Annotated in this window: 28 protein-coding genes and 1 CRISPR repeat array; of the genes, 21 read left to right on the top strand and 7 right to left on the bottom strand. The window is 52.4% G+C overall.

The genetic code is table 11. The features are described 5' to 3' along the window. Window positions 1–58 precede the first annotated feature (58 nt). A CRISPR array of direct repeats spans window positions 59–1,155; the repeat unit is 29 nt; unit sequence GTTTCCGTAGAACGTAATCGTGTGGAAAG. 77 nt (window positions 1,156–1,232) lie between these two features. From cas1b to A0127_RS00205, 4 genes are read left to right on the top strand one after another with little or no spacing between them, the layout of a single operon-like run. Next, window positions 1,233–2,186: a type I-B CRISPR-associated endonuclease Cas1b gene (gene cas1b / locus A0127_RS00220; RefSeq protein ID WP_062386311.1), complete on the top strand. Its 954-nt coding sequence runs from the start codon at window positions 1,233–1,235 to the stop codon at window positions 2,184–2,186. Beyond that, entirely contained in the window at window positions 2,186–2,443 is a 258-nt protein-coding gene (cas2, locus tag A0127_RS00215; RefSeq protein ID WP_062386307.1) for a CRISPR-associated endonuclease Cas2, read from the top strand. Before cas1b ends, cas2 begins: the two co-directional genes overlap by 1 nt. Next, complete coding sequence (gene cas4 / locus A0127_RS00210; RefSeq protein WP_231855769.1) at window positions 2,443–2,943, top strand: CRISPR-associated protein Cas4; 501 nt, start codon at window positions 2,443–2,445, stop codon at window positions 2,941–2,943. Before cas2 ends, cas4 begins: the two co-directional genes overlap by 1 nt. Before the next feature lie 3 nt (window positions 2,944–2,946). Continuing rightward, complete coding sequence (locus tag A0127_RS00205; protein ID WP_062386304.1) at window positions 2,947–5,037, top strand: CRISPR-associated helicase/endonuclease Cas3; 2,091 nt, start codon at window positions 2,947–2,949, stop codon at window positions 5,035–5,037. Window positions 5,038–5,045: 8 nt separating this feature from the next. On the opposite strand, the gene A0127_RS00200 is transcribed toward A0127_RS00205, so the two are convergent. From A0127_RS00200 to A0127_RS00180, 5 genes are all read right to left on the bottom strand, one after another. Further along, complete coding sequence (locus A0127_RS00200; protein WP_062386300.1) at window positions 5,046–5,783, bottom strand: endonuclease/exonuclease/phosphatase family protein; 738 nt, start codon at window positions 5,781–5,783, stop codon at window positions 5,046–5,048. A 45-nt stretch (window positions 5,784–5,828) separates the two neighbouring features. Then, window positions 5,829–6,482 (bottom strand): alanyl-tRNA editing protein, encoded by a 654-nt coding sequence (locus A0127_RS00195; protein WP_197463603.1) that lies wholly within the window; start codon window positions 6,480–6,482, stop codon window positions 5,829–5,831. 77 nt (window positions 6,483–6,559) lie between these two features. Then, window positions 6,560–7,966, bottom strand: coding sequence for a CGP-CTERM sorting domain-containing protein (locus A0127_RS00190; RefSeq protein ID WP_062386293.1), 1,407 nt, complete (start codon window positions 7,964–7,966; stop codon window positions 6,560–6,562). Between the two features lie 116 nt (window positions 7,967–8,082). Continuing rightward, window positions 8,083–9,372 carry a dicarboxylate/amino acid:cation symporter gene (locus A0127_RS00185; protein WP_062386290.1) on the bottom strand — a complete coding sequence of 430 codons (1,290 nt, stop codon included), beginning with the start codon at window positions 9,370–9,372 and terminating at the stop codon, window positions 8,083–8,085. A 99-nt stretch (window positions 9,373–9,471) separates the two neighbouring features. Beyond that, a complete protein-coding gene (locus tag A0127_RS00180; RefSeq protein ID WP_062386287.1) occupies window positions 9,472–10,170 on the bottom strand; it encodes a biotin--[acetyl-CoA-carboxylase] ligase in 699 nt (232 codons plus the stop codon). Window positions 10,171–10,254: 84 nt separating this feature from the next. Here A0127_RS00180 and fba point away from each other — a divergent pair, with 84 nt between their 5' ends. The 12 genes from fba to A0127_RS00120 all read left to right on the top strand — a co-directional run bounded on the left by fba (window position 10,255) and on the right by A0127_RS00120 (window position 19,902). Continuing rightward, entirely contained in the window at window positions 10,255–11,100 is an 846-nt protein-coding gene (gene fba, locus A0127_RS00175; RefSeq protein WP_062386284.1) for a class I fructose-bisphosphate aldolase, read from the top strand. Between the two features lie 191 nt (window positions 11,101–11,291). Continuing rightward, entirely contained in the window at window positions 11,292–13,091 is a 1,800-nt protein-coding gene (oadA, locus tag A0127_RS00170) for a sodium-extruding oxaloacetate decarboxylase subunit alpha (protein ID WP_062386281.1), read from the top strand. Between the two features lie 171 nt (window positions 13,092–13,262). Beyond that, the gene (locus tag A0127_RS00165; protein WP_062386279.1) at window positions 13,263–15,002 is read left to right on the top strand and encodes a carbon starvation CstA family protein; all 1,740 of its coding nucleotides are present in this window, start codon (window positions 13,263–13,265) and stop codon (window positions 15,000–15,002) included. Between the two features lie 40 nt (window positions 15,003–15,042). Next, a complete protein-coding gene (locus A0127_RS00160; RefSeq protein WP_062386274.1) occupies window positions 15,043–15,327 on the top strand; it encodes a hypothetical protein in 285 nt (94 codons plus the stop codon). A gap of 12 nt (window positions 15,328–15,339) precedes the next feature. After that, on the top strand, window positions 15,340–15,621 hold the full coding sequence (locus A0127_RS00155; protein ID WP_062386270.1) for a hypothetical protein: 282 nt from the start codon (window positions 15,340–15,342) through the stop codon (window positions 15,619–15,621). Window positions 15,622–15,631: 10 nt separating this feature from the next. Then, a complete protein-coding gene (locus A0127_RS00150; protein ID WP_062386266.1) occupies window positions 15,632–16,627 on the top strand; it encodes an ArsA family ATPase in 996 nt (331 codons plus the stop codon). Beyond that, window positions 16,617–16,901 (top strand): iron-sulfur cluster assembly protein, encoded by a 285-nt coding sequence (locus A0127_RS00145; protein ID WP_054841518.1) that lies wholly within the window; start codon window positions 16,617–16,619, stop codon window positions 16,899–16,901. The genes A0127_RS00150 and A0127_RS00145 overlap by 11 nt, the downstream gene beginning before the upstream one ends. A 1-nt stretch (window position 16,902) precedes the next feature. Continuing rightward, complete coding sequence (locus tag A0127_RS00140) at window positions 16,903–17,556, top strand: hypothetical protein (RefSeq protein WP_062386263.1); 654 nt, start codon at window positions 16,903–16,905, stop codon at window positions 17,554–17,556. A 58-nt stretch (window positions 17,557–17,614) separates the two neighbouring features. Then, complete coding sequence (locus tag A0127_RS00135; protein ID WP_231855768.1) at window positions 17,615–17,899, top strand: AbrB/MazE/SpoVT family DNA-binding domain-containing protein; 285 nt, start codon at window positions 17,615–17,617, stop codon at window positions 17,897–17,899. Next, entirely contained in the window at window positions 17,896–18,300 is a 405-nt protein-coding gene (locus A0127_RS00130) for a type II toxin-antitoxin system VapC family toxin (protein WP_054841520.1), read from the top strand. Before A0127_RS00135 ends, A0127_RS00130 begins: the two co-directional genes overlap by 4 nt. A 3-nt stretch (window positions 18,301–18,303) precedes the next feature. Beyond that, window positions 18,304–19,083, top strand: coding sequence for an alpha/beta hydrolase (locus A0127_RS00125; RefSeq protein WP_062386256.1), 780 nt, complete (start codon window positions 18,304–18,306; stop codon window positions 19,081–19,083). 21 nt (window positions 19,084–19,104) lie between these two features. Beyond that, window positions 19,105–19,902 carry a hypothetical protein gene (locus tag A0127_RS00120; RefSeq protein ID WP_062386252.1) on the top strand — a complete coding sequence of 266 codons (798 nt, stop codon included), beginning with the start codon at window positions 19,105–19,107 and terminating at the stop codon, window positions 19,900–19,902. Here the strand turns inward: A0127_RS00120 and A0127_RS00115 are convergent. Continuing rightward, window positions 19,899–20,918, bottom strand: a complete 1,020-nt coding sequence (locus A0127_RS00115) for an adenylosuccinate synthetase (RefSeq protein WP_062386248.1) — start codon at window positions 20,916–20,918, stop codon at window positions 19,899–19,901. The two genes, A0127_RS00120 and A0127_RS00115, sit on opposite strands and share 4 nt — an antisense overlap. Window positions 20,919–21,027: 109 nt before the next feature. Between A0127_RS00115 and A0127_RS00110 the strand changes: the two genes are divergently transcribed. Together A0127_RS00110 and A0127_RS00105 are read left to right on the top strand one after the other, a co-directional pair. Further along, complete coding sequence (locus A0127_RS00110) at window positions 21,028–21,297, top strand: hypothetical protein (RefSeq protein WP_062390792.1); 270 nt, start codon at window positions 21,028–21,030, stop codon at window positions 21,295–21,297. Window positions 21,298–21,333: 36 nt separating this feature from the next. Beyond that, window positions 21,334–22,260 (top strand): SDR family oxidoreductase, encoded by a 927-nt coding sequence (locus A0127_RS00105; RefSeq protein WP_062386244.1) that lies wholly within the window; start codon window positions 21,334–21,336, stop codon window positions 22,258–22,260. A gap of 15 nt (window positions 22,261–22,275) precedes the next feature. Here A0127_RS00105 and pfdA read toward each other — a convergent pair whose 3' ends face one another. After that, window positions 22,276–22,716 carry a prefoldin subunit alpha gene (gene pfdA / locus A0127_RS00100; RefSeq protein WP_062386241.1) on the bottom strand — a complete coding sequence of 147 codons (441 nt, stop codon included), beginning with the start codon at window positions 22,714–22,716 and terminating at the stop codon, window positions 22,276–22,278. Between the two features lie 313 nt (window positions 22,717–23,029). Here pfdA and A0127_RS00095 point away from each other — a divergent pair, with 313 nt between their 5' ends. The 3 genes from A0127_RS00095 to A0127_RS00085 all read left to right on the top strand — a co-directional run bounded on the left by A0127_RS00095 (window position 23,030) and on the right by A0127_RS00085 (window position 25,705). Next, window positions 23,030–23,239: a hypothetical protein gene (locus tag A0127_RS00095; RefSeq protein WP_054841524.1), complete on the top strand. Its 210-nt coding sequence runs from the start codon at window positions 23,030–23,032 to the stop codon at window positions 23,237–23,239. Between the two features lie 185 nt (window positions 23,240–23,424). Next, complete coding sequence (locus A0127_RS00090; RefSeq protein ID WP_231855767.1) at window positions 23,425–24,471, top strand: MFS transporter; 1,047 nt, start codon at window positions 23,425–23,427, stop codon at window positions 24,469–24,471. Between the two features lie 97 nt (window positions 24,472–24,568). Continuing rightward, a complete protein-coding gene (locus A0127_RS00085; RefSeq protein WP_062386238.1) occupies window positions 24,569–25,705 on the top strand; it encodes an iron-containing alcohol dehydrogenase in 1,137 nt (378 codons plus the stop codon). The last annotated feature ends 10 nt before the right edge of the window (window positions 25,706–25,715 follow it).

Genomic DNA, 25,715 nt, shown 5'->3' with positions numbered 1-25,715 from the left:
GCCTTAAATAGGAGTTGGGAAATCACTTTATTTGTCAAATGAAGGAGGAAAGTGAAGTGTTTCCGTAGAACGTAATCGTGTGGAAAGGCCTTCAAGCACAGCTTACCACACTCTTCACTACCAAGTTTCCGTAGAACGTAATCGTGTGGAAAGGCGGAAAGGGTCCTGGCCTGAGCACTGAGGTCAAACCCGTTTCCGTAGAACGTAATCGTGTGGAAAGCCAAGGGAGATATTCTGAACATCGACATCGAAGAGGTTTCCGTAGAACGTAATCGTGTGGAAAGAGCTTGTCGAGCTCCTGGAGTGCCTGATGTACTGCCTGGTTTCCGTAGAACGTAATCGTGTGGAAAGTCCACTGCACAGGCTCGTCGTTCTGGACTTTCTCTTGTTTCCGTAGAACGTAATCGTGTGGAAAGGAGTTGCTTTTCGAGGGTAAGACTCTGGAAATAGCCAGAGTTTCCGTAGAACGTAATCGTGTGGAAAGCTTCTCGCCGGCTCGCTCGTGCCGGCCGGGATGGTGAGGTTTCCGTAGAACGTAATCGTGTGGAAAGATCTTGAGCGGGAGAAAATTGAAGGGGAGGTCGCGAGGTTTCCGTAGAACGTAATCGTGTGGAAAGTATTCCTCGATCCTGTGACGTATTGCATCCATCACGAAGGTTTCCGTAGAACGTAATCGTGTGGAAAGTCCGCCGAAGAACGCGGCGTTTGTGAGGGATGATTGCGTTTCCGTAGAACGTAATCGTGTGGAAAGGGGCACTGATGGACGCTTTTCACCCACAGGGCTATGCCAACGTTTCCGTAGAACGTAATCGTGTGGAAAGCTGATACGACCGCTCCGACCATCTCAAGCGTTAGCCTCGGTTTCCGTAGAACGTAATCGTGTGGAAAGTTCAACAATTCTCAAGGTTCCAGACCCTCTCGCTTATGTTTCCGTAGAACGTAATCGTGTGGAAAGTTACAAGGTCAAAGTCGTTTATGACACCGACAAGACCCGTTTCCGTAGAACGTAATCGTGTGGAAAGATTATACGGACCAAAGTAGATAATGAAGTGCTTAGGGGGTTTCCGTAGAACGTAATCGTGTGGAAAGCCCTTGGTGCCTCCTCCATGGTGACGAACCTGTAGAGGTTTCCGTAGAACGTAATCGTGTGGAAAGGTGATGCTGGTCCTCGGGCCGAAATCAGTGGAGTTCTCCGGGAAAGTTTCCGTAGAACGCAGTCGTGCGGTGGTGCTATGAAGAAGCCCGTGTACATAACCCAGATGGGTGTCCTTGAGAGGAAGGGCAACACCCTCTTCTTCGAGAACGAAAACGGGAAGAAGGCCATTCCCGTGAACTCCACAAGCGAGGTGCACTGCTTCAAACCAGTAACGCTGACGAGCGGCGCCATAAAGCTCCTCTCCGAGAAGAACGTTCCCGTCCATTTCTACAACAAGTACGGCTACTACAGAGGCTCCTACATGCCCGCCGAGGGGCAGGTGAGCGGGAGCGTTGTTATAAGGCAGGCTGAGCACTACCTTGACAGTGAAAAGCGCCTCTACATAGCAGGCCAGTTCGTTAAGGGAATAAAGGCCTCAATGCTCGCCCTTCTGAAGTCCTACCGCGCCGATGCCTCAGCAATCGAGGAAGTTCCAGTTGAGGGAGAAAGCCCGGCCGAGCTTATGGGAGTTGAAAGCACCCTTTGGAAGGAGTTCTACACGATCTTCGGGTCGCTCTTAAAGAACTTCGAGTTCAAGGAGAGGAACAGAAGGCCGCCTAAGGACGAGGTCAACGCCATGATAAGCTACGGCAACTCCGTCCTATACACTGTGGCCCTCTCGGAGATAAGGAAGACCTACCTCCACCCTGCCATAAGCTTCCTCCACGAACCTCTCGAGAGGAGGTACTCGCTGGCCCTCGACTTCGCCGACATCTTCAAGCCGGTAACGGTCTTCCGCGTCATTCTGAGGCTCGTAAACAGGGGAAAGATAAAGGAAGAGCACTTCGAGAGGGACGTTGGAGTCATGTTCAACCGCGAGGGGCTGAGGGTTTTTCTGCCAGAGCTTAACGGCGAGCTTGAGAGGAAAGTCCTCCACCCGAGGCTCAAGAGGAACGTTTCCATTAGGTACCTCATCAGGCTTGAAGGGTACTCCCTCGTTAGGCACCTATTTGGGGATAAGACTTACACCTCTCTGCGGGCGTGGTGGTGATGTACGTCATAGTTGTCTATGATGTTGACGTTAAGCGTGTCTCGAAAGTTCACCGCTTCCTCAGGACTCACCTCCACTGGCGCCAGAACAGCGTCTTCGAGGGCGAAGTGACGAGGGCACAGCTTTACGAGATAAAGAGAACGCTTGAGGACCTCATTGAGGATAACGACTCCGTTCTAATCTACGAGCTCCCAGGTTCAAACTTCACGCTCCACGTAATTGGAACCGACAAAAGCCCCGTGGGGGAGATAATCTGATGGAGGAACGCGTTAGGATAACAGGAGTTATGGTGCAGTACTACTTCGCCTGCAGGAGGGAGCTGTGGTTCTTCTCGCGTGGGCTCAACTTTGACTTCGACAACGACGACATGCTTATAGGTAGGATGATCCACGGCGATGCCTACGAGCGGGACTGGAGGGAGGTTCTCCTTGAGGGGGCGAAGCTCGACGTCGTGAGGAAGAGAGATGGCCTCCAGGTGATCGAGGTGAAGAAGAGCTCAAAGCTCGAGGAACCTGCGAGATGGCAGCTGAAATACTACCTCTACCTCCTCCGGAAGGCCGGGATGAAGGCCAAGGGGCTCGTTTCCTATCCGAGGGAGGGCACTGCCGAAGAGGTCGAGCTGACCGAGGATGACGTTGAAACCCTTGAGAACGCTTTTAGGGGAATCGAAAAGGTTATTTCCCTTGAGAGCCCACCTAGAGCCGAAAGAAAGCCTTACTGTAAAAGATGTGCCTATAGAGACTTCTGCTGGGTGTGAGCTATGGAGTGGGAAGAGCTGGTCGAGCTTATGAAGAAAAAGAAAGCGAAGCCCGATAAGAGCCTCTACGAGCACTCCAAGGGGGCGGAAGGGATAGCGAAGGTGCTGCTCTCGAAGGTGCCGCACGATCCATCCCTCGAACCCTGCCTCCTGCGGCACGTCTTCCTCCACGACCTCGGCAAGCTCGACGACAGGTTCCAGGCAAAGCTTGAAGGAAATGTGAAAAGGGCTCCACCGCACGCTTACCTTGGAGTAGAGCTTGCCTCTGCCTTCCTGGCGTGCAATGAACCCTTCAGGAGCATTGCCCTCGCTTCAATCCTGTCACACCATTCCGATCTCCACCAGGGCCTCTACGAGCGGGAGATTGATAGGGGAGAGAAGCTGATAGTTGATGGAAAAGTACTATCCAACCCATCCGACTTCGTCTGGGAGCTCAGAGAGGCCGTCCTTGGGGGAGACCTTGAGGACTACGGCCTCGATCCGGTCAACGTCCGCGCGCTCTACACCCTCTTCAACGGCCTTCTCCGTGTTTCGGACTGGCTTGAGAGCGCGGGAATGAAAGCAGAAACCTACCATCTCTCCGGAGACTGGGCAAGAGAGAAGACTCTCGAGTACCTGGAGAAAAGGGGCTTTGAGCCGAGGGACTATCAGCTGGCCGTCCTCGGAAAGGGAGGGGGATACTTTAGACTGCCTACAGGTGACGGAAAGACGGAAACGAGCCTTTTGGCGACCCCTGACGAGGCGGTTAAGCTCGTCTACTCCCTCCCCACCATAACCACCACGGAAGCCATGAGAAGGCGCTTTGAAGCGGTGTTTGGGGAGAAAGTTTCCTTTGCCCACAGCCTTCTGTTCCTAAGCCTTTACTACAGGGGAGCGCTCGACGAGAGGCTCCTCCACCGCTATGCTATGAAACCGGTCTTCGTCTCGACGGTGGACCAGGTTCTCCTCGCTTTCCTCAACTACCCGCGTTATCCTGTGAGGGAGTTCGCCCTGAGGGGTGCACATTGGATAATAGACGAGATACACGCCTACAGCCCCTATACTCTCTCCCTCATTCTGGACGGAATTGAGTACGCGAGGAGACACCTCGGGGCGGAAGTAACGGTCATGTCGGCTACCCTGCCCTCTCCCCTCGCGGAGGAGCTTGAGAAGAGGGGCCTGAAACCACTGATTCCGTTCAAAAAGGTGGAGGAGAGGTATTCTTCAAGGAAGAGGGTTGATGTGGAAGTGAGGGACGAACCCCTGCTCAACGCGGTGGACGAGATTGCCGGGGAGAGGGGAAAAGTGCTCGTGGTTGCGAACACCGTAACGAGGGCGAGAGAGCTCTACACGGAGCTGAAGGGGAAGAGGGAGGACGTTTACCTCTTCCACTCCCGCTTCACCAACGAGGACAAGAGGAAAAAGATGGAGCTCGTTGAGAGTATCGAGAGCGGTATCCTCGTGGCGACCCAGGTGGTTGAAGTTTCGCTCGACATAGACTATGACGTCCTCTATACTGAGGTCGCCCCACTCGATGCCCTTGTGCAGAGATTCGGGAGGGTGAACAGGAGGGGGCTGAAGAAGGGAAAAGCACTTATATTCGAGCCTGAGGGGGAGAAAACCCACCTCCCCTACGACAAAAAGAGCTTCGAGGCGAGCGTTAATCTGCTCGGTGAGCTTGAAGGGATTGGAAGCGAGCTCTACCTTCTCAGACTTAACGACAGATTCTACGAGGAGATCTGGAGCGGATTTGAGAGGGCCATAAGTCAACACTGGTTGATGAGGAAAACCCTGAAAACGCTGTCTAGGTGGAAGGGGAGCGAGGACTGGCTGTCAACAAGGGACACCTTCATTAGCCTGCCTGCCGTTCCAAGACCGTTCTTGGACACCGCCCTTGAGTACGCCTCGAACTGGGAAGAGCTGAGCGACGAGGAGAGGCTGAGGGCTACGATATTCGTCATCGAAAAGACGGTGAACGTTCCGATATGGGTGCTGAACGAGGCGAAGTTCTCCAGCGAAGACCTCTACGAGCGCTTCGGTGTCTTCGGCATCGAGATGGACTACAACAGCGATGTTGGGATAGTGGAGAAAAAGAGGAAAGCCATGGTCTTCTGATCTGCTTTTTATCTTTTCACTTCGAATTCCAAATAAACCCCAAAGTGGTCGCTAAGCCCTTTATCCATCAGGATTCTCTTCACAGAGAGCACTTCTAGGTCCTTTACGAAGACATAGTCTATCCTCATCTTCGGGCCTTCCGCAGGGAATGTGAATCCTGGATCATCGTTAATGACTCGGTAGGCATCCACAAAACCACGTTCCTGCAGGAGCCCAACCACAGGGGAGTCTTCGGTGTCGTTGAAGTCTCCGGCTAGGAGCACGGCGGCATCCTTTGGAGATAACTTGTCCAGAGCCTCAAGCAGCTTCTCGGCCTGGAACTTCCTCACCAAAGGGTTCTCGTGGTGGTCGAGGTGAACGGAGGCGAAGATAAGCGAATTTCCTTCCACATCAACTTCCACGATCGCGGCCTTCCTCGGGAGGAGCGGGGGAATTGGGATATCGTTCAAGTCCGCCGCCCACGTACTTCTGAACGGGTGCCTTGAGAGGACGGCCACTCCTTCAGGGTACTTCTCATAAAAGAGGTGCGTCTCGACGAAGTAGGGATAGTATTCTTCCCCAGTTCTTTCTTCGAGCAGTTCCGCGAGCCTCCCCGCCGTTGTTCTCTCGCCATCCACTACTACTTCTTGGAGGGCGCAGAGGTCTGGTTCGAGCTCAGAGAGAAGGTCAGCTATGCGAGAAAATCTAATATCGTCGTTCTCCTGCTTCCCGTGTAGGTTGAGGGTGCAGACTCTTAAAACCGCCAAGATAATAAAGCCCCCTGAAAGTAAATGGAGAAGGGCAGCAAAAATTCAGTCCTCAAGCCATATCTCAAGCCTCTGCTTGCCCCTTCCGAGACTGGAGCGCTTGAGCTTCTTGAGGTGGCCTATCTCCTTTATGTCCCTCACGTGCGTTCCGCCGCAGGGAATTGGCTCAAAGTCCCTTATCTGGGTATAGCGCGTTTCACCTTCCCACCATATCTTCATCTCGCCGCCCTCATCGACATAGCGGTTGAAGAGCTCTATTATCTTCTCCTTGTACTGGTTGACGTTCTCGGGGTACTCTATGTCATACCTGCCCTTCTCGGCGCTCATCCCGCTCCCGTAGAGCCTCCAGTTGCCCCTTCCAAGGACTTCGTTGAGGACGTGGTCGAGAAGGTGCATCGCGCTGTGTATCCTCATCAGCTTGTAGCGGTAGTCCCAGTCTATCTTCAGCTCAACTTCATCTCCAATCTTGAACTTCTCAGGCTCAGCGACAACGTGCCAGACGTTGCCTTCCTCGTCCTTGTAAACATCCAGAACTTCAACGCCGTTTATAGTCCCCCTGTCGTGGGGCTGGCCGCCCCCGGTCGGGTAGAATACCGTCTGGTCGAGAAGGAGGGCGTTGTCCCTTATTTCCAGAACCTTCGCTTTGGCCTCCTTCAAATAGGCGTCCTCGTAGTAGAGCTTCCTCGTGGCCATTATCATCACCAGCAGAAAATAAGACCTCGCCATTTAAATGAGTATCGAAAGGAAAGAAGAGGAAAACCAAAAGCGAAAAGCTTTCACTTCCTCCTTCTGAGGAGGAGCGGCACGACGGCAAGGCCGACGAGGAAAGCTGGACCACAGGTGCTCTTTGAGCCCGCTTCAACGTCGTTTACATACCTGAACTCGACCTTATCGGGCACCTTCGCCATTAGGTCTTTGTAGTCCTCGGCCGGAACGCCGTAGCGGAGGAGGACGTTGCTGGTTATCACAACTTCCCTCTCGCTAACGTTCTCTATTTTCATTGTGACCGATCCAGCCTTGGAGCTCACAGAGATGTCGCTGGGAATGGAAGTGAAGTGATAGCCCTCGGGTAGGATTATTCTGGTTATCTTCGTCTCGTTGACTTCGGCGTTCAACCTGTATGGGAAGTCGAGGGTTCCGAGTTCAAGTTTCGGGTTGTAAACATAGACGTAGCTGTCGTTGGCCCTCTTTACAAGACCCTGGAGAACCCAGTGGTACTTAACGACAAGGGGGCCGGTTGAGTTGAGGTTGAGGATTCTAACGTTCCCACCTATGACCTGTATTCCCTCAGCCTGGAACTGCTGGAAGTACCTCTGGTAGAGGGACTGCTCCGCGTTCTGGACTCCCCCACTGATGAACTGAACCTTCAGGTAGTTCACGTAGTCCGCGGGCTCTATGTACTCCTCGACAGTATCGAGGATCGTCTCGTTTTCCCTGACGGTGATGTTGTTCCTGATTACCATGTTCCAGGTGGTGTAGTTTTCGCTCCCCTCCTTTCCGGTATAGGCTATCACAACTGGCTGAAGCTTTGAGTAGAGAACCTTGAGGCTGTCCTGGGAGATACCTTCCTTCAGATAGATGACGGAGTGAACGTTGATAACCCTGCCAGAGCTCTCAGTCTCCAGCTTTATGTAGCTCCCGTTTGATTCAACGTCAAATCCTCTGGTGAGGTTTTTAATGACGGCCCCTTCGGGGAGGGTTATCGTAAAGTAGTTCTCAAGGTAGATTGAGCCGTTAACTGCGGCAGGGTTTATTCTAACCAGGTCAGAAATCCTAAGCGCATCGAGTGTTATTTCCCAAACACCGTCGTAGGAGTAGTACCTCGCAAAGTTCACCAGTCTGCCCCTTACAACGGTCGTGAGCGGCCCTGTGGTGTTGTAGCCGATTATCTCACCGGTGGCGTTCTCCAGGGTAAGCCCGAGGCCTGCCAGTGCCTGGACTTTCTGGGCAACGAACATTTTCGTTGCGTTCTCGATACCCATTTCAAGTATGCTCTTCTTGGTCGCGTTCACCATGTCCTCTGGGCTGTAGAAGATAGTCTGGAGGGTCACGTTCGCACTGCCGTCCCATCCAACAATGTATTCGCTCTTCTGAACCTCTTTGTAGTCCTCCCCTGCGGAGACCGCACCCGCGAGAAGTCCGAAGAGGACAAGGAAAACCATCAAAAATCCAAACTTTCTCATGCCATTACCTCCATGCATTCTCCAGAGGGGAAACCCGGGAGAGTATATAACCTTTGCCCAGATCCGTGAGAGTGAAGAAGAGACCAGAAATGGGATAAAGGAAAACAACCATTAGTTTAATGCCACTTGCTCTCGTCCAGCTCGTTCTCGGTCTTTGCTACGATAACGGTTCCCGTGAGGTCACCAGTAACGTTGACCATCGTCCTGCCCATGTCGAGGATAGCATCGATGCCGAGTATCATGGCGTAGGCGAGCGCTACAGGGCTTCCAGCGGTAAGATCGAGGCCGACGCTCTGGAGGACCATTGCGAGCATTATTGCACCAGCGCCGGGAACACCTGCGGTTCCTATTGAAGCCAAAACTGCCGTTAGGACGACGACAAGCTGCTGGCCGAGCGTAAGTGGGTGTCCTATAGCGTTGGCGACGAAGAGAACCGTAACACCTTGGTAGAGGGCAGTACCGTCCATGTTTATTGTCGCACCGAGCGGTAGGGTGAAAGAGAATATGCCCTTGTCAACGCCCATCTCTTCCTCGGCGACGCGCATTGTAACCGGGAGGGTTCCGCTTGAGCTCCTCGTAACGAATGCTGTGATCATGGCGTCCTTAGCCTTTTTAATGAACCTGATCGGGTCAATACCGAAGACCTTCAGAAGGATGAAGTATGTGATGACTATCTGGAGGAAGAGACCAGTGTATACCGCCCCAACGACCTTCGCAAGCGGTCCGACGACCTTGACGCCCTGCTCGGCCATGACGTAGGCGATGAGAGCGAAGACGCCTATCGGTGCGTACTGCATTACTCCTCCTACTATAAGGTACATTGCCTCGGCTAGGCCATCAAAGACCCTCAGGAGGGTTTCGGCTGACTTTCTAACTCTCTCCTCGTCCCTGTTCATCAGGTAGGTTATCGCTATTCCGAGGATTATTGCAAAGAATATTACGGGAAGGACTTCGCCCTTGGCAAGGGAAGCGAACGGGTTCGTTGGGACTATGTTTAAGAGCGTCTGGACGAGTGAGGGCGACTTAGCCTCTATGGCTTTCCCCGTGCCGGTGCCGAGGTGCACGTTGGCACCGACGTTGAAGAGCCTGCCAACGATGAGACCGAAGAGAACAGCCATGGCAGAGGTAACGAGGTAATAGACGACTATCTTGAGGCCGACGCGACCGAGGCGCGCTGGACTGATGCTTGCCGCACCGACGACAAGCGACGCTAGAACTATTGGCATCACGAGCATCTTCAGCAGTCTGACAAATAGGTCACCGAAGGGCTTGATATAGGTCTTCACAGCCTCTGCATAGCCGAAATGCCCTGCTATCAGGCCGAAGACGGCACCGAGAACCAGACCCCAGAGAATTTTCCACAGAACCGGATAGTCGAGATACCGCCTCAAAAGGCTTTTTCCCATTCTTTCACCCCCTTATTGGCTGGCTTATTGCCAGCATAGCCCAATTAGAAAAGGAAGTTTATTAGGATTGCTCCAGAAAAATTGTCAAAAAGTCAAAACTTACCGGTTAATTCTAACCGATACATCACCATACACTACTTTAACTGTCTGACCATCAACGTCCAAAAGAAGTGAGCCGTCATCTGATATGTTAATTATCCTGCCAACAAGGTCATTATCATCGCGCAGGACTCTTACTTCCTTCCCGATTAGTATCGTCCTCTTGCGAATTTCCTCAACAACTAAATAGGGATTTTCAAGAAATGTCTTATACCAGCGGCCGAGATGCTCAAGCAGCCTTTTTAAGACTTCTTCAATGCCAACAGATCTGCCCAGGATGTCTCTCATGGAAGTTGCACTACCCTCCAGTTCCTCAGGTATCTCGTTGTTCACGTTGAGGCCAATGCCCATTATCACGTAGCCCCTCTTCACTTCGGTCAGAACCCCGGAAATTTTCCTGTTTCCAACCCAAACGTCGTTAGGCCACTTTATCCATGCCTCAATGCCGAAGTCTCCCAGCGTGTCCGCAACGGCCAGAGCACCCACGAAGACGAGCCTCGGGTCAATCTTGGGGGGTTTCAGGAGAACGCTCATCCACAGACCGCCCTTCGGAGAAGCCCAAGAGCGGCCCTTTCTTCCTCTACCAGCTGTCTGTCTCTTCGCAACCACAACGGTTCCTTCAGGAGCATCTGGAATGAGCCCCTTCGCGTACTCGTTGGTCGAGTCAACTTCACTAAGGCGGAGGATTTTCCATTTCATGCCTTCCAGTTGATCAATGAGTTTAAACCGTTAACGATGGAAAACCTTAAATTCCCCTTTAATATATCACTCTCGGTGATTAGTATGGACGCATACCAGAGCGTTGGTATTAGGAGAAGGCTTAAGAGGTTCTTCCGCAGGGACGGGAGGGCTTTGATATTCGCTATGGACCACGGCTTCGAGCACGGGCCGACTGATTTCGAGCCCGTCTGGGAGCACATTAACCCGAGGATTATCATTAGAAAAGTTGTTAGGGCAGGCATTGACGGCGTCATGATGCTTCCAGGTATCGTCAGGATGGCCGGCGATGAGGTCAAGTCGGATAGGGGTCTTATGGTAAAGCTCACCAGCAAGACCAACCTCAGGCCGAAGGAAGAACAGCTCCTCCAGAGCCAGCTGGGTTTTGTTGATGACGCGATAAAGCTCGGTGCCGATGCGATAGCGGCAACCGTTTACTGGGGCTCACCGCAGGAGGACGTTATGATGCGCCAGTTCGCGGAGATAGCGAGCTACGCCCACGACCTCGGCTTCCCGGTGGTTCAGTTCGCTTATCCAAGGGGTCCGTACATCAACGAGAAGTACGGCAGAAAGGAGGACTACCGCGTCGTCATGTACGGTGCAAGGGCCGCGGCTGAGACCGGGGCCGACATGATAAAGACCTACTGGACGGGATCAAAGGAGACCTTCGCCAAGGTCGTTGATGCCGCCGCTGGCGTTCCCGTTCTCCTCAGCGGAGGAGCGAAGACAGAGAACCCCTTGGACTTCCTAAATGTTGTTTGGGAGGTCATCGAGGCTGGAGGGGCCGGAGCTGTCGTCGGAAGGAACATCTTCCAGCGCGAGAACCCGGAGCCGATGATAAAGGCCCTCATAAGAGTTATCCACAGAAACGAGGATCCGGAAGAGGCTGCAAAGGCCGAGGGGCTAATTTGACCCGGTTCTATCTTTTTTCATTGATTTGGACACTTTTTCAATGAAATAATCACTCTGATGTTCCTTTATGTTCAGCAGTTTTCATAAGGGACACGGGAGTACTATTTTGCTCGTTCAATGCCTAAAATTTCATCGTCAAAAGCCGACAACATTAAAAACTGCTATGAGAAATAAAAACTAAGGTGAGGAGAATGGGAAAGGTGGAGATAATAGATACGACGTTTAGGGATGCTCACCAGTCACTAATAGCGACGCGCCTTCGGACAGAGGATATGCTCCCCATAGCGGAGAAAATGGACAGAATCGGCTTCTACTCAATGGAAGTCTGGGGAGGGGCGACCTTCGACGTCTGCATCCGCTACCTGAGGGAAGACCCCTGGGAGAGGCTCCGCCTCCTGAGGGAACACATAAAGAAGACGAAGCTCCAGATGCTTCTCAGGGGCCAGAACCTCGTCGGCTACCGCCACTACCCAGACGATGTCGTCGAAAAGTTCGTCGAGCTCGCACATAAGAACGGAATAGACATCTTCCGCGTTTTCGATGCCCTCAACGACGTCAGGAACATGGAAGTCGCGATAAGAAAGGCAAAAGAAGTCGGAGCAGAGGTTCAGGGGGCAATAGCATACACGACAGGCAAGGTTTTCACACTCGAGTACTACATGAAGAAGGTTGAGGAACTTTTAGCCCTTGACGTGGATGTCATAACAATAAAGGATATGGCAGGCCTGCTGACGCCTTGGAAGGCGTACGAACTGGTCAGTGAGATAAAGGAGACCTACGGTGTTCCGGTCAATGTGCACACCCACTCAACTACGGGAATGGCCGTCGCCACCTACCTCAAGGCCGTAGAAGCGGGGGCTGACTTCATAGACACCGCAATAAGCCCCCTAGCATTCGGTACTGCGCAGCCGGGAATTCAGACGATATGGCACGCTCTCCCCGAGGCCGTTGGGTCATATATCGACAGGGAGCTGATCCACGAGGTCTCGCGCTACCTCAAGAAGCTCCTGGAGGAGAAGTACGGGGGACTGCTCCACAAAGAGGCGCTGATGGTCAACCCCTACGTCCTCAAGTACCAGGTTCCGGGTGGAATGTTCTCTAACCTCATAAGCCAGCTCAAGGAGATGAACGCCCTGGATAAGCTCGACGAAGTCCTTGAGGAGATACCCCGCGTGAGGGAAGACCTCGGCTGGCCGCCGCTCGTCACACCTACCAGCCAGATAGTCGGCACTCAGGCGGTTCTCAATGTCCTCTTTGGAAGGTACGAGAGGATAACCCAGCAGGTCAAGGACTACGTGAAGGGACTTTACGGAAGGCCTCCGGCGGAGATAAACCCTGAAGTCAAGAAGAAAATCCTGGGCGACGAAGAGCCCATAACGGTCAGGCCAGCCGACCTTCTGGAGCCGATGCTTGAAAAGTGCAGGAAGGAGCTTGAGGAGAAGGGATATACCGCAACGGAGGAAGACGTCCTGACGTACTGCCTCTTCCCGCAGGTTGCGCTGGAGTTCTTCGATGTGAGGAAAGAGGGAAGAAAGACTCCAGAAGTGCCGCCTACCGCCCAGAAGTTCAAACTCTATGTGGACGGTGTTGAGTTTGAGGTCGGGATTGAGGGAATCGATTTGAGCGCGCTTAGATATCTGCCCCAGATAGCAAGCGCTGGAGCAACCGCTCCTGCACCACAAAAGAGTTCCGCCTCAAGTGTTCCTGCTTCTCCGTCTCCGGTTTCAACTCCTGCCCCCGCTCCTGCAGCGCCAGCTTCCACTCCAGTGCCCGCTGGTGAGGGTGTTGTTACAGCCCCAATGCCTGGGAAAATCCTGAGAGTGCTCGTGAAGGAAGGCGAGCAAGTCAAGACTGGGCAAGGACTCCTCATTCTGGAAGCGATGAAGATGGAGAACGAGATTCCAGCGCCGAAAGACGGTGTGGTAAAGAAAATCTTGGTCAAAGAAGGCGACACCGTAAACACCGGCGACCCACTAATAGAAATGGGATGACTTTTGGTTGCCCTTTTCGTTTTTATCCCTTTGGAAAAGTTCTAACAAAGCACTAAAGAGTTGCTCTTATGCTTTCTAGTTAAAAATCGAAATATCTTCAGCCCATTGCCGAAAGACATTTAAGTACAGAAAATGTACATTAGAGTGCAAAACTCAAATGGAGGTGCAGAGATGAACTCGGCTGTAATTGTTCTGCTGGCCGCTGCAATATATGTGGCCATGTATTTCACCTACGGTAAGAGCCTTCAGAACAAGGTCGTTAAGGCCGACCCCAACAGGCCAACGCCTGCCCACAAGCTCTACGACGGCGTTGACTACGTTCCAGCACACCCGCTCGTCCTCTACGGGCACCACTTCGCTTCGATAGCCGGTGCAGGACCAATAGTAGGCCCGGCGGTGGCAATGGCCTGGGGTTGGCTTCCAGGGCTGATCTGGGTCTGGTTCGGAAACGTCTTCATCGGTGCCGTCCATGACTACCTTGCATTGATGTCATCGGTTCGCTACGATGGTAAGTCCGTCCAGTGGATCGCAGGAAAGCTCATGAGCAAGAGAACGGGAGTGGCATTCGAGCTCTACATATGGTTTACCCTCCTGCTCGTTGTGGCTGCGTTCGTCGCAGTAACTGCCAAACTCCTGACAATAACCCCTGAGGCAGCAACTGCAACTCTGCTCTTCCTCTTGGTGGCAGTGATTCTTGGATGGCTACTCTACAAGATGAAGATGAACTTCACAGTGGCAACGGTAATAGGACTTGTGCTGCTGGCCATATCTGTTTGGATCGGCCTCAACCACCCGCTTGTCTTCGTTAATGGTCAGACCGACACAAGCTCCGCTGCGTATACCACCGCATACCACTACTGGAACATAATTCTGCTGGTCTATATTATCGTAGCCGCATCTCTCCCAGTGTGGATTCTCCTCCAGCCCAGGGACTACCTCAATGCATACATCCTCTGGTTCGGCCTGCTCTTCGGAGGCATAGCCTTTGTACTTCTCGCTAAGGACTTCACTGCACCAGCGTTTACATCCTGGAGCGCGTACGTAATCAAGGGTACGAAGGCCGTTCCCTCACCGTTCTGGCCGACGGTGCCGCTTATAATAGCGTGTGGTGCGCTCAGCGGCTTCCACTCCCTCGTTGGTTCCGGAACTTCAAGCAAGCAGCTTGACAACGAGATCCACGGCCTCCTCGTTGGCTACGGCGGCATGTTCACAGAGGGCTTCCTCTCAACCATTGTCATAACGGCCATAGCGGTCTACGGTGTCCAGCTTACCGGGCTTGAGCCAGCCAAGTGGGCAACAGAGTACATCACCAAGGGCGGTCTTGGAACCTTCATCGGGGGCTACGCTAAGGGCGTCAGCGAGTTCTACGGCGTAAGCGAGACCTTTGGAAAGACATTCGCTACCCTCTGGGTCTCGGCCTTCACACTGACCTCCCTCGACACCGCCACAAGGCTTGGAAGGTTCGCCTGGCAGGAGCTCTTCGGAATGGTCGCCGACACGAGCCAGGGTGTGTGGAAGTTCATCACCAACAAGTGGGTTGCCTCAATAATCATAGCAGGTCTCGGCACTTGGCTCGCATGGGGTGCAGGTTACAAAGTCCTCTGGCCGGCTTTCGCAGGAATGAACCAGCTCCTGGCCAGCATAGCAATGATGACTGCAGCCCTTTGGGCCGCCAAGGTTCAGAGGGCCGGCAAGTGGTCCTGGGCCGTCCTGATACCGGCACTCTTCCTCTGGATAACGGTGACTGCAGCACTGATCTGGTACATAGCAGTAGTGCCGCTGAGCGGAAGCACCCTTATAGCGGTCAAAGGCTCGCTCCTCATCGGCCTGCTCCTGAACTTCCTCCTCGCCTGGGACTTCTACATCGCCTGGAAGAGGCCGGAAGAGGAGTACGCTGCAGCCGCGGCCTGAAGTTCTTTGCATATTTTTAACCTTTTTTGAGGGACAAGGGATGCGGAAAATCAGAGGTATTGTTTCAAAGCTCGCTCTCCCGCTCCGCTTCCTCTGGGAGTTTCACAGGGGATTTGAACTGTACTACATCCAGGGGATAAAATGGGAAGAGCAAGAGCTTGAAAACATATTCGCGCTCATACTCTTTGGAGATTACGTAGGCCTGCCCCACCCTCCAACCGGGCTTACATACAGGCTCCTTCCATACGTCATTAGAGAGCTGTACGTGATGGAGCAGAAGAGCAAGAAAGAGGTTTCCCTGAAAACCGGATGGATAGGCGTTTGAGGGGGAATAAAAATGCCGAAAAGAGTCCTTGAGAATATAAGGGCGTTCCTGAAAGGATTTGCAGAGTCGTTTAAGCACAATTCAACCGAATACCTTGAGTTTGAGCTTAGGGAGCTTGAGAACGTCTTCGCTCTCACCCTCATGGGGGAATTCGTAGGAATACCGAGTCCGCCAACGACTCTGGTTATAAGGCTCCTCCCACACATGACTCGCGAGCTGTACGTGATGCAGAGAAGGGCCGTTGAAATGGACGACATTCTCGGCGAGCTCGCGGGGATGTTTGAAATCACATGAGGTGGTGGCCATGCGAGAATTCTTCCTGCCGAAGAAAGACTACCGTGTTGTTTTCTTCATAGGGAAAGGCGGAGTCGGCAAGACGACAAGCTCTGCGGCAGCTGCTGTTGCCCTCGCCGATAGGGGATACAAAACTCTGATAGTCTCCTTAGACCCTGCCCACAACCTCGGCGATGTTCTCATGGAAAAGCTCTCAGATAAGCCAAAAAAGATAGCGGAGAATCTCTACGCGAGCGAGCTGGACATGGAAAAGCTGATAAAGAGCTACCTGAAGCACCTGGAGGAAAACCTCAAGCACATGTACCGCTACCTGACGGTCATAAACCTCGAAAAGTACTTCGAGGTTCTCAGCTTTTCACCGGGGATAGAGGAGTACGCAACGCTGGAGGCTGTAAAGGAGATACTGATGAAGGGTGACGAATGGGACGTTATAGTGTTCGACACTCCCCCTACGGGACTGACACTCAGGGTTCTCGCGCTCCCGAGGATATCACTCATCTGGACGGACAAGCTCATCGAGATACGGCGGGCAATTCTGGAGAGGAGGGCCGCGATAGCCAACATCCACGGCGAGCAGGAGTTCGTGGTAGAAGGAGAGCGGATAAAGCTCCCCACCAAGGAAGAGGAAGACCCCGTGATGAAGGAGCTAAAGGCCTACAGGAAAGAAGTAGCATTCGTTGAGAGTGTCCTCACTGACCCGGATAAGACGAGCGTTGTGGCCGTTATGAACCCCGAGATGCTCCCGCTGTATGAAACTGAGAGGGCCTACGAGAGCCTCAAAAAGTTCAGGATTCCGTTCAACATGATAGTAATGAACAAGGTCTTCGAGCTGAAGGGGAAAGTTCCGGAACTGAAAGCCAAACTGGAGGCGCAGGAGAGAGTGCTGAGGGAGGTCTCTGAAAAGTTCAAAGGAGTTGACATCGTGAAGATACCCATCTTTCCCGAAGAGCCCCGCGGCGTGGAGAGGCTCAGAGAACTTGGAGGGGCGATAATAGGTGAACGCTGAGGAAATATATGAGAGACTCCGCAGGGTGAAGGAGCCCATAACGGAGATGGACATAGTCAGTCTGGGCCTCGTTGAGAGGGTTACCGTTGACGAAGATGGTGTTAAAATTTACCTCCGGCTCGCCGAGGGAATACGGCACCCGTTCCAGAACGCCCTCAGCTGGCCGGTCAGGTGGAGAATCGTTAGAGATGTGGTTAAGGCCCTTGATGATGTACCAAAACTTGAAATACTCGAGGCCAGAAATCTTACGAGATACTATCCGGAGGAGGATTGAGATGGACAATCAGCTCCTGTTTACGATAATCTTTGTGCTGGCGGGGATATCCGTGATCCAGTACTACCGCGGAAGGAAGATGAACCTGATCCTCATGGAGCACTACATAAGGATGATCAAGGACGTCGTGAAGCCGGAGGACGAAAACTACACGTGGCTCGGCGGTTACATTGGCTTCCGCGCGGAGTACAAGGTAAACCGTGACAACATAAGGAAGTTTGAATACACACTCACGCTCCTTCCAAGGCACAGCATCCTCTACTTCCCGATTTCATTGGTCACGAGCAGACACGACAAGCTCTTTATAGTCGTCAAACCCTTCGCCCAGATCAAGCGCGAGGCTCACCTCATCCAGAAGGGTTACTACAGGCTCAGGCCAGACATCGAGAACGTTGAGCTACTGCAGAGGGAGGAAATCGAGATAGCGGGCAAGAAGTACGAAGCATTGTTTGAGAAGAAGCGGGACGTTGAGAAGCTTAAATCCTTCGTGGAAAGTTTCTCAAAGCCAGAGAACATCAAACACGTAGCACTGACACCGAAGACGAACGTCTTCTACGTCCAGATGAGGCCTGAGCCAGACACGATAAGGGATGACGTTGAGAAGATAGTCCGTTTTGTCAAAGAGAAGCTCAAAGAAAGCCCGTTCTCCTCTTGACCTTTCCCCCTTCTTCGCGGCGCAACCCTTTTATGAGTTAAACTCCAAGTTATACTTGGTGATACCAGTGGTTAGCATCCGCCTTAAGGTCGGCCCAAAGGGCCAGATAGTAATTCCCAAAGTCTTCAGGGAGGCCTACGGGATTAAAGAGGGTGGGGAGGTTATAGTGGAGCCTACGGATAGGGGACTGGTGATAATGCCCAAGAAAAGTAAAGAGGAGCTGATAAAAGAACTTCTGGAATGGAAGTATAAAAGAGCAAAGGGGAAGCCCGCCAAACTTGGGGAACTCAAAGGAGTGAGCCTTGAAGACGAATTTGACGAGGTCTGGGGGATTGAAGAATGAAACTTTTCGTTGACGCGAACCTTCTGGTGTATCTGCTAACAAAAACCCCCGATGAAGCAAAAAGGCTCGTGGAATTTTATGCGGATCTTGTGGAGAAACATACGCTCTACACTAACCCTCTGGTGCTTGACGAGGCCATCCACGTGTCGAAAAAGAAGTACAAGGTTCCCTACGAAACATCCATCCAGTTCATAGACGAAAAAGTCCTCCCATACGTTAACGTCCTCCCGCTGACTGTTATTGATTATCTCACTGCAAAAGAGCTCGTTCTTGAGTATGACCTCCGCCCTTCAGATGCCCTCCATGTGGCCACGATTCAGAACAACGGCCTTCAGGCGATTGTGAGTGAGGACGAGGATTTTGATAAGCTCCCTATCAAGAGAATATGGCTGGAGGTTTGAGGTATGGAAATCTACAAAGCCAAGTTTGGAGCCCCCGAGAGGGGCTGGGTCGTTCTCGTCCACGGCCTTGGGGAGCACAGCGGGAGGTACGGAAAGCTCATCTCGATGCTCAACGATGCTGGCTTTGCCGTTTACACCTTCGACTGGCCCGGACACGGGAAGAGCCGAGGAAAGAGGGGACACACCAGCGTCGAAGAGGCTATGGAAATAATTGATTCTATAATTGAAGAATTATGTGAAAAGCCCTTCCTCTTCGGACACAGCCTCGGAGGTTTGACCGTCATCCGCTATGCCGAGACTAGACCTGATAAGATACGAGGCGTCGTCGCGTCCTCCCCGGCCCTGGCCAAAAGCCCCAAAACACCGGGCTTTATGGTTGCCCTCGCCAAGGTTCTGGGAAGAATAGCCCCCAGTCTGACACTCTCCAACGGCATTGACCCAAATCTCCTTTCAAGGAATCCGGATGCAGTGAAGCGCTACATCGAAGACCCTCTCGTCCACGACAGAATCTCAACAAAGCTCGGAATGAGCATCTTCAAGAACATGGAACTGGCTCACAGGGAAGCGGACAGAATTAAAGTACCCATTCTCCTGCTTGTGGGTACGGCCGACGTTATAACACCCCCCGAAGGCTCAAGGAAGCTCTTCGAGGAGCTCAAGGTGAAGGACAAGGAAATCAAGGAGTTCGAAGGAGCATACCATGAAATCTTTGGGGATCCAGAATGGGGGGAGGAGTTCCACAGGACGATAGTTGAGTGGTTGATCGCTTACGGCGTAGTTTAGGACGAGATAAGGAGGAACACAATGCTGATTGACACATTTTCCTCTTTTCTCAGACAGTGGGACGGCAGCGTAGATAGTTGGTTGAGGTATATCAAACAGTATCCAGAGCTTTTTGAAAAAATCAGAGGGGACTACGAGCGCTATGGAATGAACTGGAGGGAGTTCACGCAGGTGCTCTCAAAAAGAGCAGTGGAGGAGCTCATCCTTGCCCACGAAAAGCTGCTTGAAGTTCTTCCAAGGGTGGAAACAAAGATTGAGGAGCTTTTTGGAATCAAACCGAAGGACTACAACGTGGTTATCTACATAGGTCTTGAAAACGGAGCCGGCTGGGTAACGGAATTTATGGGAAAGCCCTCGATTCTCTTCGGCTTGGAGGCAATATCCGAGCTTAAGTGGTACAACAAACTTGATGGGCTAGCTGTCCACGAGTTTGGCCACTTGGTTCACTGGCTTTTGAGGGGAGAAAACATAGAGATGCTTGAAGATGAGCAGATGTTCTTGCTTTATACAGAGGGCTTCGCCCAGCGAATTGAAGACATAATACTCGGAAGGCCATGGCACCTAGAGGAGGAGGGATGGTTCGAGTGGTGTGAGGAGAACGAGGGACTCCTGAAGGCCGAATTCCTGAGAAGGATAAAGGAAAACGAACCCCTAAACCCGTTTTTCGGCTCGTGGTATACGCTCTTTGGGAAGCAGTTTTTGGGTTACTATCTTGGATATAAGTTCATCCGCTGGCTTGAAAGAGACCATTCTCTGGAGAAAATTGCGAAACTTGAAAGAGAAGAGATCAAAGATAAGATCCTGGAGTTTCTCCTCTAAATGTTCTCTCTTCTGTCGATAACGTGCTCTAGCTCCGGCCCAGTCTTGATGAGGGCAACCGGGACACCAACCCTTTCCTCTATTTCCTCAACGAACTCCTTTGCCTTCCTCGGAAGTTTGTCATAGTCTGTGATACCAAAGGCTCCCCTGTCGTACTTGTCGAGCATTGTTATCGCGAGCATCGTTGCGCCGTTTATTCTCGCAGAGTAGCGGGCGAACTCAAAGTCAAACCAGCCTACCCTCCTCCTTCTCCCAGTGACAGTTCCGTACTCGATCAGACCGAGCCTTTCGGCCTCTTCCTGGGACATCTCCGTCGGAAACGGCCCTGCACCAACTCTCGTAGGGAAGCTCTTGAAGACGACGATTACGTCATCCACCCTCGTTGGACCGATTCCAACGTCGCTCGCAATGGCAGAGGCCGTTGTGTCCTTGGAGGTGACGTAAGGATAGGTGCCGTAGTAGAGGCTCAGGCCGAAGCCCTGCGTTCCCTCAACGAGAACGAGCTTTCCGTCGTCAAGGGCGTCATTGATCTCCGCGGCAACATCCGTCAGGTACGGCTCAAGCTCCCTGATGTCCCTTGCGAGCTTCGCCCTCCTCATGACCCTGTCGGCGTTCGCCGGCCCGCAGCCGCTCCCGGTAGTTCCAATCTCCTCGTGCAGGTGGTGGTTGCTCCGGTCAAGCTGTTTGTGCTTCTCCTCGATTATGGCACAGCGGTAATCTATCCCGACTCTCTCCCCAACGTTGAAGTCCTTTAGGTGTTCAAGCTCGTGGAAGAAGACCTCTGGATCAACGAGAACGCCAGCACCGACGAGAAGCCTCGCCTTGGTCTGCATAAAACCTGTAGGGAGCTGCCTCACAGCATACTTCTTGCCATTGATGAAAACGCTGTGGCCTGCGTTCGTTCCGACGCCGCCGCGTGCTATAACCTCGGGCTCGTCCTTGAGGGCAAGGTATGCTATAACAGAACCCTTGCCCTCATCTCCCCATTGACCACCAACAACGATGTAGCTCGGCATGGCTCTTACCCATATTTAAGTCAAGAGGGTGTTTATAATGATTTCTGTATTGACATGTAATTGTCAGACCCCTCACGAAATCATTAAATCTTTTTGTGAAAATTTTTACATGGTGATGACTACGGCCTGCATTGAGATCCTCCCAGATAAGAAGGTTATTACTGTAAGGGGCGAAGATGGCAGAGCGCTTGCCCAACTAACTATTGACGACTTAGCAGAGGTTGTCGAGTTCAGATACGCTACGCCGTGGAACGTTACAAAGGACTCACTAGATAAGGTAGCGCTCGTTCTGGAAGACCTCGCATACATTACACAAAGCTATGACAAGCTCCCAGAAAAGAAAATCCTCATCGACATGCTAAAGAAAAGAAAGTATTAAAAGAGACCACGGGCTTACAACCAAAGGGCATTCACCATGATCAGGAATAAGTTAGTTGTCGTCACAGGGGGGGCGGGTTTTATAGGCTCGCATCTTGCCTGGGAGCTGGTAAAAGACAACGACGTAATAGTCGTTGATAACCTCTACACTGGAAAAGAAGAAAACGTTCCGCCCGGAGCAAAGCTCGTTAGGGCAGACATAAGGGACTATGAAGCCACAGCCGAGCTGATAAGCAATGCTGACTACGTCTTCCACGAGGCGGCGCAGGTGAGCGTCGTCGAGAGCATCCGCGATCCCGCTTTTACAGAAGAGGTGAACGTCCTCGGGACGCTCAACGTCTTGAAGGCCCTTCTTGAAGGACATGGGAAGCTCATTTTCGCCTCTTCTGCAGCTGTCTATGGAGACAATCCTCACCTGCCGCTAAAGGAGACGGAGAGACCCCGGCCCCTCTCTCCCTACGGCATAACCAAAGCAACCGCCGAGGAGTACCTCCGCGTCTTCCACGAGCTTTACGGCCTGCCAGTTGTTTCCCTCCGCTACTTCAACGTCTTTGGGCCTAGACAGAGCGCCAACCAGTATGCAGGAGTGATAAGCATCTTCATCAACCGCGCGCTGAAAGGAGAACCCTTGGTCATCTTCGGCGACGGAAAGCAGACGAGGGACTTCATCTACGTCAGGGACGTGGTCAGGGCTAACCTTCTGGTAGCCGAAAGCAGAAAAGCCAATGGGGGGGTTTTCAACGTCGCGACAGGGAGAGAGACTACAATCCTTGAGCTCGCTATGAAGATAATCGAAATAACAGGAACTACGAGCTCGATAGTCTTCGACAAACCGAGGCCCGGCGACATAAAGCACAGCAGGGCCGACATTAGCGAGATCAGAAAACTGGGCTTCGAGCCAGAGTGGTCCCTCGAGGAGGGACTGAAAAAGACTGTAGAGTGGTATGCCAAAAATAAACTGTAGTGAGAGCCATTTTCTTCACTTCTTGACGCTGAAACCCATTGCCTGCTTCTGCTGAATCTCCTGGGCCTTTTTGGCGAGATCCCCCAGCTGGACTTCGAGCTTCTTAAGGGCTTCCTGTGTCTTTGCTATTGCCTCTTCGTACTCCTTTATGCGCTTTTCGAGATACGCAATCGAGTCATCAAGGCTCTTCTCGACGGCGTAGCCAGCCCCAACGCTAACTATCGCGTTCTTGGCATCAAGGATTTTGCCCTTGAGGAACGATCCAGCCCCAATGGGGACAAGGATCTCGACCGCACCCTCCTCCTTCTTAAGGCCTTCGAGGGTCTCCTTGACCGCCTGGAATTCGTTCTTTCCGAGAGTCAGAAGCTCAAGGTTCTGGGCGAGCAGTTGAGCCTGAGCCTGAAGGAGCTGATACTGGTATGCGAGTTCTTCAAGCTTCTTGGTGTCCTCCGCCATTTCAACCACCGGAGTAAGTCCGGGGCGGTGCTTTTAAGATTTTAGCTTGAACTTACATATCAAATCGCATAACAGAGAGCAGTCTAAAATTGCTCCCGCCAACTATCTGCTCATGGACATTGTTTCCCATCTTATGAAGCATTACTGACTTAGGAATCGTTCCTCTCGTTCAGAGGCAGTATTTTTGCCTAACAAAGACAATCGAGCTTGAATCCTTCAGAAAGCAAAAGATATGCTGCTAATCAGCGCAGCAAAGTTTATAAACCCTTTAGCTCCATGTCCGACGCCCCTCGTAGGAGGGGAGGTGGTCGGCATGTACTACCCACCCAAGAAGAAGGTCCCGCCTAAGGTTGAGGAAGAGGAAGAAGAGTTCGAGCCTCTCGAAGCAGTCGAAGAAGCCTACGAGAACTGGGACGAGGAAGAAGAGTTTGACGAGGACTGGGAAGAAGAGGAAGAGTGGGACGAAGACTGGGAGGACGAAGAAGACTGGGACGAGGACTGGGAAGAGGACGAAGACTACTGAACTCTCCTCCTTTTGAGGTGCTTCCATGAAAGGTCGGCCGGTAAAGAGACAGAAGACCACCCTCAAGACCCTTGAAAAGCGCCGCCAGATGCGGCACCGGCCGGATCCCGGCAGGTGGTTCTATTCTTTTATCCCGTTTAAGGTTCGCCACCGGCGGAGCTGCACCTTTAATTCCACTCCTCACGATGAACGTCGGCGGCGGGCCGGCTGATGTGGGGATAGTCAACGCAGTGGGCAGTACATTCTCAATGCTCGGCGGCCTTTTCTGGGGGAAGCTCAGCGACAGGCTCAACAGGAGAAAGGTATTCCTCCTCATTGGGTTCCTGGGGACTGCGATAGCCACGCTCGTCTTTGCTTTTGCTCACAGTGTCTCCCAGGTTATTGCCATAAACGCGGCCTACACATTCTTCATAGCCGCGACGATACCAATTCCGATACTCATAATAACGAAGGTCTTCCGCCTTGAGGACTGGGACTACGCGATAGGGAAGTTCAACGAGATCGGCGGCTGGGCGTGGGTTCTTGGTCTCATAGCGGGCCTGCTCTTGACGCCCGTGCTCGGAATTAGGGGAACTTTCATTGCTCTCGGAGTCATAGGGCTTCTCTCGTTTCCATGGGGAAAGAAAACAATACGAGAAGTTCCGCTTCACATTGACAGAAAAATCCTGGGTGTCTACGCCGGCTATGTCGTTGAGAAGTTCAGATACCTTCCGAACATGATAACCCACCTACCGAGGTTCTCTACGAAGGGCTTTGGGAGGCTCTACTTCTCATCCTTTCTGTTCTGGGTGGGGGCAATGCTCTACTTCACCCAGTTCCCGGTTCTCCTCAAGTCGAGAGGCTTCGGTGCCACTCACCTCTATCTCATGAGCATAGGGAACTCCACCATATCGGCCTTCATGTACACGCGGGTCGGTCTGAAACTCAAAAAGAGCGGGGGCTACCTTGCCCTCATTCGTGGGCTTTCAGTTAGGGCATTTGCTTTCTCGCTCCTTGCGGTATCCACGCTAATTGAGGGCCAAGTTTTTGTGCTCTTTGCCTTTGTATCTTACTTCCTGGCGGGCTACACCTGGGCGTACATAGGAATCTCGACGACCTCGATAATCTCGCGCTTCGCTCCCCCTAAGGAGAGGGGTGCACTGATAGGAACTTACAACATGATAAGCTCCCTGGGTGCGATAGCTGGGAACTTCCTCAGCGGTTTTCTGACGGAAGGGCTAGTTTTACCGTGAACTTCACGGTTGCAACTGCCCTTCTTCTGGTTTCAATACTTCCGCTCCTCGGCGAGAACGTTAAAAGCAGAAAACCCAACTAACTCTGGTGACGACTATGTTCTGGCTCAAGACGAGGATAATTGAGGGGGAAGGATCACTTGAGAGCCTCAAGAACGAGGCCAAGGGGCACGAGCGGGTTCTCATACTGGCATCTGGTTCTATGAAGAGGCACGGTTTTCTGAGCGAGGCCGAGGACTACGTTAGGGAAGCCGGAGCAGAGGTCATGAGCATAACAGGCCTCCCGACCGAACCCAGTGTGGAGGTCATTGAGGAGTTCCTACCGAAGGTGAGAGAGTTCAGGCCAGACCTTCTCGTGGCTATAGGTGGCGGTAGCGTCATTGACACTACCAAAGCACTCAAGGTCTTCTATGATGCCCCCGAGCCCGTCTTTGAGGAGATAGCTTTCATTGACCGCTTCTCAAGGCCAAAACCTGTGCCGAAGCTCAAAACTCCCTTAATCGCTATTCCCTCAACGAGCGGGGCTGGAAGCGAGGTCTCAGCGGCGAGCGTTCTGAAGAAAAACGGGGTAAAGTACAACATCGTAACGCCGGAGATAGCGCCCGACGTGGCTATCCTCGACCCGAGACTCCCGAGAACGATGCCGAGGGAAGTAACCAGAAACTCCGGCTTAGATGTCCTCGTTCACGGGATAGAGGCATACACGACAAAAGTCGCCGGGCCCTTCAGTGACGCCATGGCAATTCGGGCAATAAAGACCGTCTTCGAGTGGCTTCCTAAGTCGGTTGAAGGCGATCCCGAGGCGAGGGCAAGGATGCACTACGCGGCGACGATGGCTGGGATAGCGTTCCTCAACGCGAGGCTTGGATTAGCTCACGCGATGAGCCACAAGGCAGCATGGATAGGGCCGCATGGATTGCTCAACGCGATATTCATACCCTACGTAATGGAATTCAACGCAGAGATGAGCGAGTATGCAAAAAGGCGCTATGCTGAGATAGCACGCGAACTCGGACTGAAGAGTGCGGAAGAGCTGATAAAAGCCGTTAAGGAGCTCAACGAGAGCCTTGGAGTTCCAAAGCTTAACGAGCTTGTTGACGAAGAGACCTTCATGGCAAGACTCGACGAGATGGCAGAGAAGGCCTACCGTGATGGGCTGATAACGTTCAACCCCGTTGAACCAAAGCCAGAGGAGATAAGAGAGCTTTATCTGAAGGCTTTCTATGGAGAATGAATGGAACAAA

The organism is Thermococcus peptonophilus (assembly GCF_001592435.1).
Lineage (GTDB): Archaea > Methanobacteriota_B > Thermococci > Thermococcales > Thermococcaceae > Thermococcus > Thermococcus peptonophilus.
Note: the sequence above shows the minus strand (reverse complement) of the source record. Positions and strands in the feature narration are given on the sequence as shown.

Excerpts from the sequence above, each read along its gene's own strand:
- A0127_RS00105 (WP_062386244.1), top strand. The coding sequence starts at position 21,334 with ATGATCAGGAATAAGTTAGTTGTCGTCACAGGGGGGGCGGGTTTTATA.
- cas2 (WP_062386307.1), top strand. The coding sequence starts at position 2,186 with ATGTACGTCATAGTTGTCTATGATGTTGACGTTAAGCGTGTCTCGAAA.
- A0127_RS00120 (WP_062386252.1), top strand. The coding sequence starts at position 19,105 with ATGCTGATTGACACATTTTCCTCTTTTCTCAGACAGTGGGACGGCAGC.
- A0127_RS00150 (WP_062386266.1), top strand. The coding sequence starts at position 15,632 with ATGCGAGAATTCTTCCTGCCGAAGAAAGACTACCGTGTTGTTTTCTTC.
- A0127_RS00110 (WP_062390792.1), top strand. The coding sequence starts at position 21,028 with ATGGTGATGACTACGGCCTGCATTGAGATCCTCCCAGATAAGAAGGTT.
- cas4 (WP_231855769.1), top strand. The coding sequence starts at position 2,443 with ATGGAGGAACGCGTTAGGATAACAGGAGTTATGGTGCAGTACTACTTC.
- A0127_RS00090 (WP_231855767.1), top strand. The coding sequence starts at position 23,425 with ATGAACGTCGGCGGCGGGCCGGCTGATGTGGGGATAGTCAACGCAGTG.
- A0127_RS00190 (WP_062386293.1), bottom strand. The coding sequence starts at position 7,966 with ATGAGAAAGTTTGGATTTTTGATGGTTTTCCTTGTCCTCTTCGGACTT.
- cas1b (WP_062386311.1), top strand. The coding sequence starts at position 1,233 with ATGAAGAAGCCCGTGTACATAACCCAGATGGGTGTCCTTGAGAGGAAG.
- A0127_RS00140 (WP_062386263.1), top strand. The coding sequence starts at position 16,903 with ATGGACAATCAGCTCCTGTTTACGATAATCTTTGTGCTGGCGGGGATA.
- A0127_RS00165 (WP_062386279.1), top strand. The coding sequence starts at position 13,263 with ATGAACTCGGCTGTAATTGTTCTGCTGGCCGCTGCAATATATGTGGCC.
- oadA (WP_062386281.1), top strand. The coding sequence starts at position 11,292 with ATGGGAAAGGTGGAGATAATAGATACGACGTTTAGGGATGCTCACCAG.
- A0127_RS00160 (WP_062386274.1), top strand. The coding sequence starts at position 15,043 with ATGCGGAAAATCAGAGGTATTGTTTCAAAGCTCGCTCTCCCGCTCCGC.
- A0127_RS00085 (WP_062386238.1), top strand. The coding sequence starts at position 24,569 with ATGTTCTGGCTCAAGACGAGGATAATTGAGGGGGAAGGATCACTTGAG.
- A0127_RS00180 (WP_062386287.1), bottom strand. The coding sequence starts at position 10,170 with ATGAAATGGAAAATCCTCCGCCTTAGTGAAGTTGACTCGACCAACGAG.
- A0127_RS00115 (WP_062386248.1), bottom strand. The coding sequence starts at position 20,918 with ATGCCGAGCTACATCGTTGTTGGTGGTCAATGGGGAGATGAGGGCAAG.
- A0127_RS00185 (WP_062386290.1), bottom strand. The coding sequence starts at position 9,372 with ATGGGAAAAAGCCTTTTGAGGCGGTATCTCGACTATCCGGTTCTGTGG.
- pfdA (WP_062386241.1), bottom strand. The coding sequence starts at position 22,716 with ATGGCGGAGGACACCAAGAAGCTTGAAGAACTCGCATACCAGTATCAG.
- fba (WP_062386284.1), top strand. The coding sequence starts at position 10,255 with ATGGACGCATACCAGAGCGTTGGTATTAGGAGAAGGCTTAAGAGGTTC.
- A0127_RS00130 (WP_054841520.1), top strand. The coding sequence starts at position 17,896 with ATGAAACTTTTCGTTGACGCGAACCTTCTGGTGTATCTGCTAACAAAA.
- A0127_RS00095 (WP_054841524.1), top strand. The coding sequence starts at position 23,030 with ATGTACTACCCACCCAAGAAGAAGGTCCCGCCTAAGGTTGAGGAAGAG.
- A0127_RS00125 (WP_062386256.1), top strand. The coding sequence starts at position 18,304 with ATGGAAATCTACAAAGCCAAGTTTGGAGCCCCCGAGAGGGGCTGGGTC.
- A0127_RS00205 (WP_062386304.1), top strand. The coding sequence starts at position 2,947 with ATGGAGTGGGAAGAGCTGGTCGAGCTTATGAAGAAAAAGAAAGCGAAG.
- A0127_RS00195 (WP_197463603.1), bottom strand. The coding sequence starts at position 6,482 with ATGATAATGGCCACGAGGAAGCTCTACTACGAGGACGCCTATTTGAAG.
- A0127_RS00155 (WP_062386270.1), top strand. The coding sequence starts at position 15,340 with ATGCCGAAAAGAGTCCTTGAGAATATAAGGGCGTTCCTGAAAGGATTT.